At 52.7% G+C, this 16,600-nt stretch carries 16 protein-coding genes, 1 tRNA gene and 1 riboswitch; of the genes, 2 read left to right on the top strand and 15 right to left on the bottom strand.

Annotation, left to right across the window (positions count from 1 at the left end; genetic code table 11):
* Positions 1–17 precede the first annotated feature (17 nt).
* The 15 genes from PDUR_RS02150 to PDUR_RS02085 form a co-directional block, all read right to left on the bottom strand.
* Positions 18–1,283 carry an aspartate aminotransferase family protein gene (locus PDUR_RS02150; protein WP_042208977.1) on the bottom strand — a complete coding sequence of 422 codons (1,266 nt, stop codon included), beginning with the start codon at positions 1,281–1,283 and terminating at the stop codon, positions 18–20.
* 50 nt (positions 1,284–1,333) lie between these two features.
* Entirely contained in the window at positions 1,334–3,265 is a 1,932-nt protein-coding gene (locus PDUR_RS02145; protein ID WP_042204887.1) for a peptidase U32 family protein, read from the bottom strand.
* A 42-nt stretch (positions 3,266–3,307) separates the two neighbouring features.
* The gene (locus tag PDUR_RS02140) at positions 3,308–4,099 is read right to left on the bottom strand and encodes an energy-coupling factor transporter transmembrane component T family protein (protein ID WP_042204886.1); all 792 of its coding nucleotides are present in this window, start codon (positions 4,097–4,099) and stop codon (positions 3,308–3,310) included.
* Complete coding sequence (locus PDUR_RS02135; RefSeq protein ID WP_042204885.1) at positions 4,092–4,988, bottom strand: ATP-binding cassette domain-containing protein; 897 nt, start codon at positions 4,986–4,988, stop codon at positions 4,092–4,094. The genes PDUR_RS02140 and PDUR_RS02135 overlap by 8 nt, the downstream gene beginning before the upstream one ends.
* Positions 4,964–5,830: an ATP-binding cassette domain-containing protein gene (locus tag PDUR_RS02130; RefSeq protein ID WP_042204884.1), complete on the bottom strand. Its 867-nt coding sequence runs from the start codon at positions 5,828–5,830 to the stop codon at positions 4,964–4,966. The genes PDUR_RS02135 and PDUR_RS02130 overlap by 25 nt, the downstream gene beginning before the upstream one ends.
* 33 nt (positions 5,831–5,863) lie before the next feature.
* Complete coding sequence (locus PDUR_RS02125) at positions 5,864–6,415, bottom strand: Gx transporter family protein (RefSeq protein WP_042204883.1); 552 nt, start codon at positions 6,413–6,415, stop codon at positions 5,864–5,866.
* Positions 6,399–6,788: a NusG domain II-containing protein gene (locus tag PDUR_RS02120; protein WP_042204882.1), complete on the bottom strand. Its 390-nt coding sequence runs from the start codon at positions 6,786–6,788 to the stop codon at positions 6,399–6,401. The genes PDUR_RS02125 and PDUR_RS02120 overlap by 17 nt, the downstream gene beginning before the upstream one ends.
* 1,279 nt (positions 6,789–8,067) lie before the next feature.
* Positions 8,068–9,204 carry a GGDEF domain-containing protein gene (locus PDUR_RS02115; protein WP_042204881.1) on the bottom strand — a complete coding sequence of 379 codons (1,137 nt, stop codon included), beginning with the start codon at positions 9,202–9,204 and terminating at the stop codon, positions 8,068–8,070.
* A 236-nt stretch (positions 9,205–9,440) separates the two neighbouring features.
* A complete protein-coding gene (locus PDUR_RS02110) occupies positions 9,441–9,944 on the bottom strand; it encodes a PTS sugar transporter subunit IIA (protein ID WP_042204880.1) in 504 nt (167 codons plus the stop codon).
* A gap of 205 nt (positions 9,945–10,149) precedes the next feature.
* Positions 10,150–11,034 (bottom strand): hypothetical protein, encoded by an 885-nt coding sequence (locus tag PDUR_RS02105; protein ID WP_042204879.1) that lies wholly within the window; start codon positions 11,032–11,034, stop codon positions 10,150–10,152.
* Positions 11,035–11,246: 212 nt separating this feature from the next.
* Positions 11,247–11,441: a hypothetical protein gene (locus tag PDUR_RS02100; RefSeq protein WP_042208976.1), complete on the bottom strand. Its 195-nt coding sequence runs from the start codon at positions 11,439–11,441 to the stop codon at positions 11,247–11,249.
* Between the two features lie 132 nt (positions 11,442–11,573).
* Positions 11,574–12,350 carry an Ig-like domain-containing protein gene (locus PDUR_RS02095; RefSeq protein WP_156130245.1) on the bottom strand — a complete coding sequence of 259 codons (777 nt, stop codon included), beginning with the start codon at positions 12,348–12,350 and terminating at the stop codon, positions 11,574–11,576.
* 174 nt (positions 12,351–12,524) lie between these two features.
* Positions 12,525–12,596 (bottom strand) — tRNA-Thr (locus tag PDUR_RS02090).
* Positions 12,597–12,753: 157 nt separating this feature from the next.
* Positions 12,754–12,957: a hypothetical protein gene (locus PDUR_RS28490; protein ID WP_156130244.1), complete on the bottom strand. Its 204-nt coding sequence runs from the start codon at positions 12,955–12,957 to the stop codon at positions 12,754–12,756.
* A gap of 26 nt (positions 12,958–12,983) precedes the next feature.
* Positions 12,984–13,292 (bottom strand): MTH1187 family thiamine-binding protein, encoded by a 309-nt coding sequence (locus PDUR_RS02085; RefSeq protein ID WP_042204877.1) that lies wholly within the window; start codon positions 13,290–13,292, stop codon positions 12,984–12,986.
* 328 nt (positions 13,293–13,620) lie between these two features.
* Positions 13,621–13,851: riboswitch (cobalamin riboswitch) on the top strand.
* 201 nt (positions 13,852–14,052) lie between these two features.
* Here PDUR_RS02085 and PDUR_RS02075 point away from each other — a divergent pair.
* Positions 14,053–16,038, top strand: coding sequence for an anaerobic ribonucleoside triphosphate reductase (locus PDUR_RS02075; protein ID WP_042204875.1), 1,986 nt, complete (start codon positions 14,053–14,055; stop codon positions 16,036–16,038).
* Positions 16,035–16,553, top strand: coding sequence for an anaerobic ribonucleoside-triphosphate reductase activating protein (gene nrdG / locus PDUR_RS02070; RefSeq protein ID WP_042204874.1), 519 nt, complete (start codon positions 16,035–16,037; stop codon positions 16,551–16,553). Before PDUR_RS02075 ends, nrdG begins: the two co-directional genes overlap by 4 nt.
* The last annotated feature ends 47 nt before the right edge of the window (positions 16,554–16,600 follow it).

Raw genomic sequence — 16,600 nt, 5'->3', positions numbered from 1 at the left:
TGTCGCCTCACCTTATGCTACGCACCTACGAGAATATGGGCCAGCGCCCCCAGCATACCGTCGATATCTTGCTCCACAATAACAAGCGGGGGTTGAAAGGCCAGGACATTGCGGCCTACTCCGTTTTTCCCGATCAAATATCCCCGGTCTTTCATTTCCTCCAGTACATCATCCGTAAAGGCTGCGGCGTCCGCCGCATTTCCGCCGCGCAGCTCCATGCCCAGCATAAGTCCCGTTCCTCTCACATCGGCGATTCGCTCCGGATAGCGTCTCTGAAGGTCCCAAAGCCCTTCCTTCAGTCTTGCGCCCAACTGTTGTGCCCTCTCGGGAAGCCGCTCCGACTCGATGTAATCCAGCACGGCAAGCGCTGTGGCCGCCGACACCGGGTTCCCACCGAAGGTGGAAGCGGACGGCGTATTGAGCGAACTTGCAATTTCGTCCCCTGCTGCAAAAGCGGCCACCGGCACGCCGTTGCCGAGCGCCTTGGCCATCGTGATCATGTCCGGTACGACGCCGAAATGCTCCATCGCGAACATCGCGCCCGTGCGCCCGAAGCCAGTCTGGATTTCATCCGCAATCAGCAGGACGCCGAAATGCTCCAGCAGCGGCTTCACCGAGCGGAAGTACGAGAGCTCCGGCATAATCATTCCGCCATTGCCCTGAATCGGCTCAGCGATCATGGTGGCAATCGATTCGCCCTTCTCCTCCAGCACCTTTTTCAGATCCTCCAATGAACGCTCCGCCGCCTGTTCCGGCGTCAAATCCGGATCGTAGGGACGCCGGATAAAGGTTACATCCTCGTCCAGATATTTATCGGTCCGCCACATAGGCAGCCCCGTTACGCTCATCGTCAGATTGGTCCGCCCATGCAGCCCGCTCTCCAGCGCAATAAATCCTTTGCGTCCGGTATGGAGCCTTGCCAGCAGCATCGCTCCCTCGTTCGCCTCCGAGCCGCTGTTCACGAAGAAGGTGCGTCTTAAATTCCCGGGAAGCACTTTCGCCAGCCGCTCCGCCAGATCAGCGTTTGGCTGAGTCAGATACACGGTCGTCGTATGCTGCAGCTGCTGCAGCTGATGAATCGTCCGTTCTGTAATCGCCGGGTTGCAGTGGCCGCAAGCTACTACCGACACCCCGGCGAAGAAATCAGTGTATTCCTTGCCGTTCTCATCGTAGACATACTGCATCGACCCGCGAACAAGCTGCGGCGAATTCCGGTAAAAATGCTGCGTACATGGGTAGAAATACTGCTTACGCTTGGCCGTGACGGCCTCTCTTCCAATCATGTTGTTCTCGTTCACAGCCGGTCCCTCTTTTCTGAGCCGATATTTAAAATTCAATCAAATTGCAGCGACCCTAGTGTATATCCCGCATAAACGGGCTGCATGCCGGAGGTCAGATCTTGCTGCGACGTCCCTTTCATTGCCTGCTGATACGCGGTAATGATTTCACGGAGCTGGTCCGGCGTATAAGTCGATCCCTCAATCCGGAAAGCGGAGATGCCCGCCGCATTCAGCTCATCCAGCATCGGCAGATAGCACAGCTCTTTGGAGAACACCAGATGACAACGCCCATGCTGATCCCGGTACACCGGATTCTCCCCTTTGTCGGTCATCAGAACAAGCACATCGTTTCCAACATAGCGGTTATCTTCCTCCCCGATCGGCTCCATCACTTCGGCATTCTCATATAAATCATGCTCCATATACATCAGCGCAGGCGTGCCGTGCACCACCATTTCCAGCGGCAGCGAGTTGCGGGAGGCAAAGGCTGCAAAATGCTCCAGCGTCATCTCCGGCGATACGGTAATCCGCTTAAGCCCAAGCCCTGCATAGACTCCGGCGGCCAGACTGTTGTAGATATTGAGGCTGGCGTCCCCGATCATAGGGTATCCGGATGTGTTATAGCGGCGGATCGCGCCGAGATTCGTTACGAGCAGGCCGTCAATCGGCAGGCGTTCACCATGAATCAGCAGCTGGTCGTATTGGTCAAAATGCAGCTCCGTCATCATACGCGGCAATCCCAGATAGAGTTTCGTCTCTCCTTTAACCGCGCCCAGCTCCATAATGTCGCGCTTCGTGAACGGACGGTCGGGCTCATAGACGTCGCCGGACAGGTATAGATGCCCCACCTTGGCATCCAGCGCGGCCTTGGCCTGCGCCATGTTGTTGACGCGAACCGCAAGCTCCGGTCTTACCCGAGCCTCTTCGGGCCGTGCCTCCTGGGCCAGCCGTCCCTTCAGCTGCATTACACGGTCTTCGGACAGCTCACGCTCCGCCGTCGGCGTGCTGAACACCTTGCCCGTACTGTAGAACTTGCCTGTACCTTCATACCGGCGGTTAATGTTCCGCAGACCCGGCTTGCCGAACGCGTAGGCAGTCGAGAAATCGCGCTTGCGGTTATTGTACAGCAGCTTCGAATCAACCGTCCGGTCGAACCCTATCGGGTCTTCGATGTACCGGTCGATCGCCTCGCCGTAGCTGTTGACGAGCATGACCATAAAATCCTTGTCGCGCATGCGGCCTTCGATTTTGAAAGAGGTAATTCCCGATTCGATCAGCTCCGGCAAATTCTCGTACATGAACATATCCTTGACCGCGAGCGGGTAATCCGCCGGGAAGACATAGCCGTCCTTTTTAATCCGGTAATTCCACCGGCAGGGCTTCATGCATTTGCCCCGGTTGCTGCTCATTCCGAATACATGGGAGCTGTAGTAGCAGTTCGCCCCGTGAACCGAGCACATGTCGCCGTGGACAAAATACTCCAGTTCCATTCCGCTCCTTGCGCCCAGCAGCTTCGCCGTCTGCAGGTCCATCTCCCGCGAAGTGACGACGCGGCTTACGCCAAGATCGCGCAGCGCGTAGATCATCTCCAAATTATGCACATTCATCATGACCGAGGCATGGATAGGCAGGGTAAGCCCCATCTCCCGAATCAGCTCCAGCACCGCCATGTCCTGCACGATCAGCGCATCCGGACGGACGCTCTCCAGAAAATTGAGATATTCGCGGGCTTCCTCGGTCTCCTGTTCGCTGAACAGGTTGTTGACGGTAATGTACACTTTTTTGCCAAGATCATGGGCGATAGACAGCGCCTCCGCTATCTCTTCATGGGATAAATTGTAACCCTTGCGCATCATTCTCATATTGAGCACGGGTCCGCCGAAATAGACCGCATCGCAGCGGGACTCAACAATCTCTTTGAAAATCTCGAAGGTGCCGGCGGGCGCCAGCAATTCAATTTCTTTTCCATTAAAATAACGCGTCATGCGTGTTTCCTCCTTAAGTGACTCCCCTGATGACCTGACCATTTACAGGATAGCTGCGGCAACGCCCAGCAGAATGAACATAGCGATAAAAAAAGTATCGGCCCAGCCCCACCTTAGGCGGTGATACCGCGAGCGGAGGGCATCCATTTGGAAGCCGCGCGCTTCCATGGAGTAGACCAGATCCTGGGCGCGCCGAAACGCTCCGGCAATGACGGGCACAAGCAGCGTTACCAGCATCCGGCCCTTCTCTTTAAGCGGCAGCTCACTGAGATCGGCGCCCCGCGAGGCCTGAGCCTTCAGAATAATCTGCGCCTCGTCCAGAATGGTCGGTATGAACCGCAGGGCGAGGCTGACCATCAGCGTAAAACGGCCCGGAGAAAGTCCGGTGAACCTGAGCGGCGACAAGATCCCCTCCATCCCCTGGTTCAGACGGGCCGGAGTGGTCGTGAACGTCAGCAGAGCGGTAAAGGCGACCAGCAAGAACGTGCGGATGACCGCGAACGCGCCGAGCCTGAGCCCCTCCTCGTGCAGGGAGTAAGAACCTAGCGTCAGCCATACCTCCCCTTCCTTGACCGATATCAGTTGAACGATAAAAATAAACAGCATTAAATATCGCAGCGGCTTAGCCGCCTTCAAATAATACTTCAGTGGAATCCGCGTTGAAGCCGCCACCGTTACCGAGAACAGGGCCAGCAGCGCCATGGCCGGCCAGGACCGGGACAGCAAAATGGCGGCGGCGTACAGCAGCATCCCGATGAGCTTAGAACGGGGGTCCAGCTTATGTACCCAGGAGCCGGTCGCAATGGTTCTGCCGAGCAGCAAACGCTCATTCATGGCCGGCCCCCTCTTCACCAGCGCGGGCGGCACTTTTCCCGCTTCTGGAGGCAATCAGCTCCGCCAGCCCCTCTGCCGTCAGCCTTGGAGCTTCGTCATCAAGGCCAAGCCGGTACGCAACCGCCCGCCAGTAGCGCAGCGAGTCCGGCACCGCCAGACCGCAGCGCGTAAGCACGGAAGGGTCCGCAGCCAGTTCCTTCACTCCGCCCTGGAAGACGGCGCGGCCCTGGCTAAGAATCACCCACCGGTCGGCATAAGGCAGAAGCTCATCCATCCGGTGAGTGACGACAATGATGGTGCGCCCGCGCTCCCTGCACAGACGCGTAAGCAGTCCGATCAGTTCCTTGCGGCTGACCGGGTCCAGCGACGCTGTCGGTTCGTCCAGCACGACAATCTCCGGGTCTGCGGCCAGCACCGAAGCGATGGCCGCCTTGCGCATCTGTCCGCCGCTGAGGCGGAACGGATTGCGTCCAAGCAGCGCAAGGTCCAGCCCCATATCCAGCATCGCCTGGCGCGCTCGCTCCCGCGCCTCATCCGGGCTCATGCCGAAATTGAGCGGGCCGAAGCACAGATCCTTCTCCACCGTCTCCGCGAACATCTGCTGCTCCGGGAATTGGAAGACGAGCCCGACCCGCCGCCGCAGCGGCAGCAGCTTTGGCGTCTTCTCTCCGGCGCGGAGCGTAATATCCAGAACCGACACCTTCCCCTCCGTCGGCCTCAAGATTCCATTGAATAATTGAAGCAGCGTCGATTTGCCTGACCCCGTCGATCCGGCGACGCCGACTATGGACCCTTGGGGAAGGTCGAGATCGATGCCGTGCAGCGCAGCTTGCCGCCACAAGCTCTGCTGCTCATAGGTATAGCTTACTTGCTGCAGTTGTATGGCCATAGCGTATCTACAAGCTCCTTTTCACTGGCGGGAACGCCGATTGTCAGGCCCCGCGCCTCAAGCTCGCGGCTCAGCTCCCAGGCATACGGCGCGCGCAAGCGGCACTCCTCCATCAGCTCGCGGCTGCGGAACAGCTCGGCCGGCGTCATATCCCCCGCCAGTCCGCCTCCGCTCAGCGCGAGCACACGCTCTGAAGCCATAATCTCATCAGCATCATGCGTAATCATGAGAATGGTGTACCCTTCGGCATGCATGTCCCGCAAAATACTCAGCAGCCCGTTCCGGCTCTCTTCATCCAACATGGAAGAGGCCTCGTCAAAAATGACGACGCCCGGCTCCATGGCAAGAATGGATGCAATCGCGACCCGCTGCTTCTGCCCTCCGGACAGCTCTCCGGGGTGCTTGGCCAGCAGTCCGGAAACCCCGAGCTTGCCTGCGTACAGATGCAGACGCCGTTCCATCTCCTCCCGGGACAAACACAGCCCTTCCAGGCCGAACAGGATATCCTCCTCCACCGTCTCTCCGACGAACTGGTTGTCCGGATTCTGAAACACCATGCCGATCTTCCGGCGGATGCTTAGGACGCTTTCTTCACTCAGCACCTCGCCGCACACGGCAATTTCGCCGGCGCTTGCGGGAAGCAGCGCATTCAGCAGCTTCACCAGCGTCGATTTGCCCGATCCGCTCGCGCCCACCAGGCCAACCCATTGCCCCTGCGGGATGCGAAGCGAGACTCCGTGCAGGATCGGATTCTCCGGGTCATAGCCAAAAGATACATCCTTCAGCACAATGGCGTCCGGGCTGTGCTCTACGGAATTCCACTTTCCGTTCACTTCATTCATGCTGTATTCATCCTCCCCGCGGCTCGCTCAAGCTTAGCGTAAAAATTCCTCGAACAGCGATATTTGGGACAACGAGGACACCAGATAGCGGACCGCATAACCGACGGCAATCCCGGTGACAATCCCGGTCACAAGCAGGATCGGCAAATAATACATAATGCTCGTGGTCCCCATCACCATGGACGCCGCCGCCAGTTGCCCGATGTTATGAGCAATGCTTCCCGCAATACTTACCCCGATCAGGCTCAGCTGCATACGTCCTCCCTTCATCAGCAGGAACATGACGATGAAGCTGAGCAGCGAGCCAAACAGGCTGAACAGCAGACTGGAGAAGGTACCCAGGATGAATGCGGTAAGAAGCGTTTTCAGAATAACAAGCATTAAGGCGTCGCGCCCGCGCAAAAAATAGATGCAGGTCAAAATCATAATGTTGGCAAAGCCCAGCTTCGCCCCCGGCATAAGTCCCATCGCGGACAGCGGAATCTGCGCCTCTACAATGCCGAGCACCACAGCCACCGCTGAAAAAATAGCGATAATCACCGTTCTCTTCAGCGCCTGGCTTGATTCGCTATTGGACAAACCCATCAATTTCATCCTCCCCCGCCCCACTTGCGATTTCCACCAGGACCCGATGCGGCAGACAGACGATCGTCTGTTTAGGCAGGGTAATAAAACCGAAGCCGAGGCATACTTGGTCCGGGCAGTCCGCTTCGTACATCTCTACTCCGTAATCATGCACTTTAAGAATGTTATAGCCGCGTTCCGTACGGATATCGATGGTCTGTTCCTCTTTAGTGAGCTTAATGGTACGGTAATGCTTGCCATCCACCGTGACATTGGCTACCAGTTCTTTCCCTTGTCCCCCTTTGGCCTCATTGCCGGAGAAATAACGGGGCACGAGAAAAGCCAGCGCTGCAATCAATATGACGGCAATCAGCAGCATATCTGCGCGTTTCATAAAATTCTCCCTTATTTTTTAATCAAATGCCAACCAGACTTAATAATTATAACGGCCTCCTGGAAATCCTTCAATGAAAGCAAAAGTTTATTCACCGTATTTAATCGGACTTCACAAAATGTATATTAATCGCTAGAAAAAAAAGGATGGTCCGGTTTTTTTGGGATATTCCGTCCCAGGCAAGCCATAAACTGCGCCGCCGGAAGAAAACGCTGAAACCTTGTTGCATCCCGGATAATAATATGTTAAAATTTGATAATATTTGATTTTTCCGAGTTTATGGAATTCGCCAAAGAAGTTTCCACATTTTCTAGCGCGACTCTTCCTTATTTATATGAGATGATATTCAAACTGGTTTTCCGACTCACACTGGAGCGGTCATTGGAGCCGCAAGGATAAAAGAGAGGCAGGGCTTTTGTCGTTTTGGATGCAGAGCTATTATCCCCATACGGCTGCTGGAATAAAGAGGAGCATACGCCCGTTGCTCACGAACGGCGGGAAGATTAAATATACATGAACGGAAACGGCCGGCTTGTCGTACGGACACAGGCGTTTCCGCATAGCATAACTAAGCGCTCGGTAACCGCTGCATGCGGATATCGGGCGCTGTCCATTTTATAGAACATGCAGCCAGCCTGCCAGGGACATCCACAAAGGAACACTCAACATTACGCCAAAAGCCAATCCGCGACGGAAACTGCCTTCTACTTTCATCCTTCATTCCTCTTTCCCGATCTATATAACATGAACTTAGATTTTCCCATCAGATGTCAGTCGTAACTACGAGAAATGTTTGGACTTCCGGCCGCTGCCCATCCCCAGATTTCTTGATTAAACCGCTCTTCGCGGATGAAATCCGGAGACAGCTTATGCTTTCGAAGCGAGCTTTCCTTCGGAAAGCTTTCGGGCGGTCGCTATCGCTCCTCCAGTTCCAAACTTCCCCTTCGTTACTCCTATCTTGATGTCATTTTTTAAGTTCATATTATACAATAATTTTTATTACTTAAATTTAATATAAATTATTTTGTTGCATTATGTTGTGAAATAGATCACATTCTCTCTTCCTAAATCATCCTTCTCTAAAAAAAGCGGCCCTGCCTTGGGAGTCGACAGGACCGTAAAAGAATATATTACAAAACACTGGGGGGTGTTTGGTAAGTTCAATATACACCCCAAACCTGAAAAGAACCTGACCAGAACCTGAAAATAACCTTAAATTATCGTCAGAGCCCAAAAATTCCCATGCTTCACTCACGGGAAGCCGCCGATCTCATCTCATCTATAACACTGCGCTGCCTTCGTCCACAGTTTGAAGGGGCGTAACGACTTTATTTTTACCGGAGCGTTTCGCGGTATACAGCAGGGCGTCCGTATCTTCAAACAATCGTTCCTTTGTCGTTCCCCTCTCATAGCTTTTGAGGCCAATGCTTACGGTTACGGCAAGTCCGCCCAGTTCCGCATGCCGCGTCTCGGAGAACGCCGTCCGAACCTGCTCCATCAGGCAGAGCGCCTCTTCAAACGTCTGCTCAAACAGCAGTATGGCAAATTCCTCACCGCCGTAGCGGGTAGCAATATCGGTGGATGGAATATTCTCCTGAATGGTGCACGCCACTCTGGATAAGACGAGATCACCTGTCCGGTGCCCGAATTTATCGTTAATTCCCTTGAAATTGTCAATGTCGATCAGAGCCAGATGAAAGGGAACTCCCAATTCCCCGTATTCCAGCGCTTTTTCATAATATTCATGAAACGACATATGGTTGAACAATCCGGTCAGGGCATCCGTTTTGGATATCTTCAGCATCGTGGCGTTCTCGGCCATGAGACTCTGCTTGGCGGTCATTGTCGTCTCCAGATCGTACAGAAGCTCGCGTCCGTTGACGATAATAATGCCAGCCACCAGCGTGCCGACAAGAATAAAGATGGGAATGGCTATCAGATCGAACGGACCCAGAAAGGCCTTGAACCGGGAATCCCAATTGTACATAATACAGAAGGCGACAATCTGCAAGACTGCCGTATACAATGTTAAATCAAGCCGGAAGAAAATAGCCGAAGCCATAATGGGCAGCAGCATAACGGCCCCTATAATGCGAATATCCATATTCAGATGGATAATCACCATCGAAACAAATGTGCCCGCCGCAAACAAGGAGATGAAAGAGTATTTGGCCGCAAACCGGTCGACCAGTTGGGCCGCCGCGACACTTCCGCCCATCAGCAGCGTCGGCCCCAAAAGAACCTTATAATAGAAAATCCCGGCTTCGATCTCATACGGAAGATATAAGTATGCATACAACTGAGCGGCAAAATGCAGCGCAATGACGACCCAATAAGTCTCCAAAAAACGTTTGATCCATTTGGTCTGCCTATGTATGGAAGCATCGGACGAATTTACAAAGTCCTTTATTCTCATTCCTTCACCACGCCAGAATATTATTTTAGGATAAGCTGCCGCAAAGATTTCACAATAATCTTGAAAATTGTACAGAAAAATGAGGAATTAATCAATCAAAAGCCTTGCAATCCGCCAAGAGCCTTGCAATCCGCTAAGCGCGCCGGTGAATGCTGGAAAAATAAAAAACACAGTCCCCACCAGGAAAACCGCGTTGCAATGTGGATAGGCCAGGATGTTCATCCTGCCTTTTGTTTTTACAGATTCTTCAGCAAAATCCGGATAAAAGGTTTATCCTCATGGGAGGCCGTGCCACCCTTAAACTCCACGCTCTCGATCAAGTCCTGACCACCAGGTATGATAATTGGCGTGACCGGGGACAACCCCGCTTTTGCAATTGCCTCCAGGTCGAACTCCAGCAGCGTCTGGCCGGTGCTTACCTTATCGCCTGCACTCACACAGGGGTAGAAGCCTTCTCCCTTTAACGATACCGTTTCAATGCCGACATGAATCAATATCAGAATGCCGGTTTCATGTTCGAGCAGCAGCGCGTGCTTGCTCTTCTCCATGATATGAACGACCGTGCCCGGACAAGGCGCCGTTACTTTACCTTCCGAGGGCAGGATCGCTCTCCCTTTCCCTATGGTGCCGCTCGAGAATGCCGGGTCCGGCACTTCTTCCAGGGTCAGCGTCTTTCCTTTTAACGGAGCCTCAAGCTCGATAAGCCTGGCGGATTTTTTCTTTTTGGCGAATTCAAACATGTCCGGTACCTCCCGTTACGCTTAATAAAGCTATCCGGCCTAATTTCCGAAACTGCTGATATACAAATTTTAGGGATATTCCTACAATACAAGGAATTTCCGCCATGGCCGTCGGACCTGACCAAAGAACAAAAAACGCGGCCCCAAACTTCGGGAATCCGCGCATATTTGGCCTAACAAGAATACTCAGGAAGAGACGGTTTGATTAACCGCCATATTTGGTGGTGTATTCATTTATTTCTGTCTTAGCCTTGTCAAATAACGCGCGGCCCGCAGCCAACTTCTTATTGGCATTTGTAAGCTTTTTATAGTCAATTTTCGTACTGTACAACGAAGTCTTCATTATGGTAAATCCTTCGAGCTGTAGCTTGGAGCCAGAGAGAAGGTGGCTATGAATTACATTCAATTCTTCATTCAACGGCTCAATCTTTTTCAAGCCTACGACAAGCTTGGTGTAATTGGGGACGATCACGTTGTTGAACGCCAAATAAGCTTTCTTACGGTTGGACGGAGTCACTACCCGATACTTGTTGTACGCCGATAATGCTGAATTCTCATATTTCTCCAACGGTGCCATTTGGTCAACATATTCAATCAAGGCATCAAGCATCACATCATTAGCGTCATCATCCGTATAATCTTCATCTGTCCCATAGTAATCGTCCGAGGCGGTATAGTCCACGGGATCATTATTGGTACTGTCCTCGGCAGAGTTATTTACGCTATCCTGGGAATCCACCACTTTGATCGTTACCGTGTACGGTGTATACCCATGCCCTATATCAACCGTTAAAGTCGCTGTACCGGTTCCAACCGCATGAATATGTGAATAATACGTTGATACCGACTCCACCTGAAGCACCGAAGTATCGGAAGACACCGGAACAAAGTCATAATCTCCAATCTCCGACATACTTGAAACATGAATAAGCGCGCTAAAACCAGCGGTCTCACCGACAGTCAAAGTAGTATTAAAGCCGGTAAAATCCACAACCGACTCCAGCTTCTCATCAGCCGCAAACGCACTTGCAGGGAATAACAGTACTACCATCACAACCAAACACATAACAGACTTGAATAACTTATTCACTACAACCCCACCTTAACATAATTTTGAACTTATGTAACTCAACTTTCACAGCATAATTGCAGATAAAAAGCAACTATCCTATTTTTCCCTTTCTATTAATTAATCGGATATCTGTCGGAAATAGTTAATAAGAATCAGATACTTCACCATATTTTCGGGTATTGGGAATATTGTCTTGGGTATAAAATCATGGATTTATCGTTTTACGTACACTATCCTACAGCATGCCGCGTCCCCGCCGGCTGCCAGGCAAGGATGCTGCTCGCCAAAAATACGCGCGGCGCGCCGGTGGTAAGGCAGGTCGCCCGAATCCGGCCGTCGTGGATACCCTTGACCTCGATTTTCCGCTGCGTAATCTTTCCGGACCGGTCCATATATACAATTTCGATGGTTTGACCAACACTCATCTTCACATTGTTCGCCTCCAAAATAGGAACGTTTGTTTGTATTATATGCGAACATTCGTTCTTTATGCAATGTAAAAAAATCCCGCCGGGCACTAACGCCAGACAGGATTGATCCCCATTATTTAGGGCTAACTAATCTTCTATTTCATACTTTTTCTTATATAGATCGAGCATTTCACCGAACTGTGTATCATATTTCACTCCCTCACTCATTTTTTTATTAGCGACTTTAAATCCAGCGTCTGTCAGCGTTCCTCTGGATAGATGCTGCTTCATTAACATAAATGCTTCCAACTGCAACTTAACACTTTTCAAAAAGATATTATGCGCAGCTTGCAGTTCTGCATTGGGCGCTTTGATTTTTTTCGCTCCTATTACTAACTTTGTATAGGTTGGCACAATAACATTGTTAAAAACGATAAAACGCTCTTTTCTGCTCGCAGCACTAATGTCCATTCTATTCTTATTGTAAGCCTCATGAACTATCGAATCGTACTCAAATAGAGCGCTCATCTGATCTTTATAAGTCAAATAATCCTTTTCTTCCTGACTCGGATTTTTTACAGTGATCGAATATCTTTCTTCAGCCCATCCCGGCGCACTGAATATTATATCGGCTGTGCCCTCCTTTACTCCCGTGATAACATAATTAAAATAACCGTCGCTCTCCACCGTTAGCACGGATTCGTCCGATGATTTAGGCACCAGTTGCCCATATGTAAGAGTAGTGAGTTCTGCCACGATATTAACCTTCAAAGTTGCAGTTTCTCCAACACCTAACTTTTTACTAGAGAATGTGAAAGTAGCTACATCTAACATGCTTTTATCTGCGGCAAAAACATTTGTCGGTAACATTAGTCCAAAGATAACTATCCATAGTATCAAGCATGTCCCTAACCTTTTCATCATGAAACCACCCTTTCGCTCTGTAACAACCATTATATATCGGAATTGGGAAAACTCACTAAAGTCAATACAATGAACTCTTAGGTCGGAACCAGAATCCAATGATTTCGGAAGAAGAAATCAAAAAGCGCAGCTCCCGATAATCCGGGAAACCGCGCTATATCAAGTCTTATAGGATGCTGGTGAAGGGAATTGAACCCCCGGCCTACGCATTACGAGTGCGTTGCTCTACCCCTGAGCTACACCAGCATGATGTGAATTTTCCGTCACAACAGAAACTATTATACCTCGTTTGACGAAAAAAGCAACTTTTATTTCGCCCCCGCTTTGCTAAGCATCCGCATTTTACGAGCGCAAGAGATGCCTTCCCGCCGTAACCGGGAAGGCATCTCGGCGTTCGCTCCCGTCACCTGGCAGCGGTGCTTGCAGCAGCCGTCGCCCGTAACCACTGCCCTTCTGCACGCCGCAGCCCGGCTGCTTGGCCTGCCGGACCGCTGCTCCTCTCGGCTGGCAGCCCGCCATGACGAATTGCCATCGCTCGGGAGCGGCAATTATCCGCGCAGCAGCGGCACCCTGCCGTTCCGGCAGAACCGCGCCGGGCAGCAGCCATGCGTCCCAGCGCCGACTGGCCTTCCCCTACTCCTCTTTCAGCTTACGCTCCACCGACTCCAGCTTCTGCCGGCTGCTGGCCGCCTTGTCGCGGCGGTCGTCGATTTTGAGCGAGGTGGACACGCGCTGGGCGCCATTGGCGAATGGCGCTTCATGCAGGACCTGGGCAGCGGCCAGAATGCGCGGCAGCGGCCCTTCGATAATCGTACCCATGGATGTAAGCTCAAAGGTTATGCCCTCCACACCCTCCAGCGCGCGATGCATGCCTGCGACATAACTGCTGAGACTGGTGCTGCCGGTTCCGATCGGTATAACGGTAATTTCGGCAATAGCCATTTGAATACCCTCCCTTTCCATGCTGCACTTTTTGAAAATGTCAATATACAGCTTTCCTATATTGTAGCAACTGGGACGCCGGGCTACAAATAGCTTTCTTCCTTTTCATCCGGACGGCAGGCCCGGGACAGAGTTCTTGTTATCAGACTTACGGTAAATCGGAGAATCAACTGCCCCTTAGCCCCCCTCTCACCCCCACTCTAGCAGGGCATTTGTGGATGAATTTGTGGATTACCTGTGGACCGTTTGTGGATGTTCTGTGGATATCAGAATCTCAAAAAATATGTTTACAGATACAATATATTGGGTTATCTTAAATAAACGACAACAAAATATAGTGGAATCAGGTGCTTGACTCTCAGACGGAGAATCCAAGCTTAATAGGGAAGCGCGGTGCGAATCCGCTGCGGTCCCGCCACTGTAACCGGATGCCCCTCCTCAGCAGGATACGGGCGGCATCTTCCGGCATAAGGCCACTTGGAGCGCGGGAAGCGGCTCTTGGGAAGGCGCCGGAAGAACAGACGGAAGCCAGGAGACCTGCCTGTTTCCAGCGACACCATTAACTCAAAGCCCCTGCGAGGAACGGGAGCGGTGACCGCATGCAGCTTGCAACTAATGGCGGGCATTTTTGGAATGCCCCACTCGCACTCGCATACGGGCATTTCCTGCGTTCTTCATGCGGGAGATGCTTTTTTAAATTATAAAGATGCAAGATTGTTCAAATTCAGGCCTGGGATGTAATAGAGAGGAGAACTGCGCAATGACGCTGCTGGACAAACGGCATGCCGACGGGCAAAGCACGAACGAAATTCTGTTGGAGGAAGTCATCGGTCTAGGACGCGATATTATCGACAGCCGAGATATGGATCTGCTGAGGGAGAACGCCAATCTGAACGGGGAAAGCTTCTCCGGCAAGATGAGCAAATTCGGCAGCGAGTATTCCAAATGGTATGCCCGCAGCTTCACCATGCCGCCTCAGCTTGTGAAAGCCATCAAGGATAATGTCGTATATGTGCATGATCTGGACCAATATGCCATCGGAACGACGAACTGCATTTTCATCCCGTTCGACAAGCTGCTCCGGCAGGGCTTCAACACCGGCAACGGCAGCGTCCGCCCTCCGAACTCCATTATGACGGCCATGGCGCTTACGGCGATTATTTTTCAATCCCAGCAAAATGCGCAGTACGGCGGCGTATCGGGAAGCAAGCTCGATCATGATCTCGCCCCCTATGTGGCCAAGTCTTTTGCCAAGCTGTTCCGCAAGGGCCTGGATTATTTCGAAGAAAGACAAGCCGGGGAAGATCTCGGGGAAATTACAATGAGCCGAACCGATCTGAAGGAACAGTATCCAAGGACTTACCGCTACGCGATGAAGGAAACGGAGAGCGAGACGCTCCAGGCGGCCGAGAGCCTCATACATAATCTCAACACGATGTCCTCCAGAGCGGGCGGGCAAATTCCGTTCACGAGCATCAATTACGGTACCTGCACTTCACCCGAAGGACAGCTTGTGATCAACTGCCTGCTGACGGCGACGATGAAAGGACTGGGAAGCGGCGAGACGCCGGTGTTCCCGATTCAGATTTTTAAATGTAAAAAAGATGTGAACCAACAGCCGGGCGATCCCAACTACGAGCTGTTCCTGAAAGCAGCGGAATGCTCGGCGCGGCGGCTGTATCCGAACTTTGCGAATCTGGATGCTCCGCTGAACCTGATGTATTACGATCCGGCGGACCCGGATACCGAATTCGCGACGATGGGCTGCCGCACCCGGGTGCTGGGAGACCGCTTCGGACGCAATCACTGCTCCGGCAAAGGCAATCTGTCGTTCAATACGCTGAATCTCGTCCGGCTCGGCATCCAGAACGGAACGGTAACGGGCCTGCGCCAAGCAGCGGATGAGGGAGGCTTCTATGATGATCTTGATCATTATATGGAGATTGCCCTGGACGGCCTGCTCCACCGTTTCCGTATCCAGGGAACGCAAAAAGCGAAAGCATCCGACTTCATGATGCGCGAGGGCGTATGGGAAGGCGGAGAGACCCTTGGACCGGAAGAACCGGTGAGGGAACTGCTGAAGCACGGCAGCCTGTCGCTCGGCTTCATCGGAATGGCAGAATGCATGAAAGCGATGTACGGCAAGCATCACGCTGAAGACACGGAAGTGTATGGCAAGGCGCTTGCCATCGTGCGGCATATGCGCGAGTTCTGCGACCGCAAGAGCGAAGAGCTTGATCTGAACATTACCTTGTTCGCCACTCCAGCAGAAGGCCTGTCCGGCAAGTTCACCAAGATCGACCGCAAGGAATTCGGCGCAATAGAAGGCGTTACCGACCGCGAGTATTATACGAACTCGTTCCACGTTCCGGTCTATTACCAAACGGGGGCGGCGAACAAGATCAAGGTGGAAGCGCCGTTTCACGATTACTGCAACGCCGGTGCGATCTCCTATGTTGAGCTGGACGGCAATGCACGCAGCAATCCGGCGGCTTTTGTCAAAATCATCCGTTACGCCCTGGAGCAAAATATCAGCTATTTCAGCATCAACCACCCTGTCGACCGCTGCTCCGACTGCGGATACGAAGGCGTGATCGGCACGAACTGCCCTTCCTGCGGCGCTCATGAGCAGGAGGTTCACATCCGCCGCCTGCGCCGGGTTACCGGCTACTTGACCGGAGATTATCAGACCCGCTTCAATGCGGCCAAGCAAGCCGAGGTTAGGGACCGGGTCAAGCATCTATGAATATTTGCGGCTACTACCCGGAGTCGATTAACGAAGGCGAAGGCCTGCGCGCCGTCGTCTTCATCAGCGGGTGCCGCCACCGCTGCCCGGGTTGCTTCAACCCCGAAACCTGGAATTTCGGTTACGGCGAATCCTTCACGCCGGAGCGCAAGCGGCAGATCATCAGCGAAATGGCGGCCAATCCGCTGCTGGAAGGTCTGACGCTGGCGGGCGGCGATCCTTTTTTCTCCGCCGAGGAAGCGGCGGAATTCATCCGCGAGGTGCGCGCGGCGCTGCCGGAGTTCCCGGTGTGGATCTACACCGGCTACACTTATGAAGAGCTCACGGCTATGCCGGGATCGCCGGAATGGACACTGCTGTCGCTCTGCCAGGTGCTGATTGACGGACGCTTCGTGGAAGCCTTGAAGGATACCACCCTTCGGTTCCGGGGCAGCTCCAATCAACGGATTATCGACGTTCAGGCCAGCCTTGTCAGCGCGGAGACCGTGCTGTGGCAGCCAGCGGTTATGCTGTAATCCGGGGCTTCTTGAGCGGAGCGCCGAAACTTCCGGCGGGTCTGTGA

It is taken from the genome of Paenibacillus durus, from assembly GCF_000756615.1.
GTDB lineage: Bacteria > Bacillota > Bacilli > Paenibacillales > Paenibacillaceae > Paenibacillus_AQ > Paenibacillus_AQ durus.
This window is presented reverse-complemented; position numbering and strand designations above follow the sequence as displayed.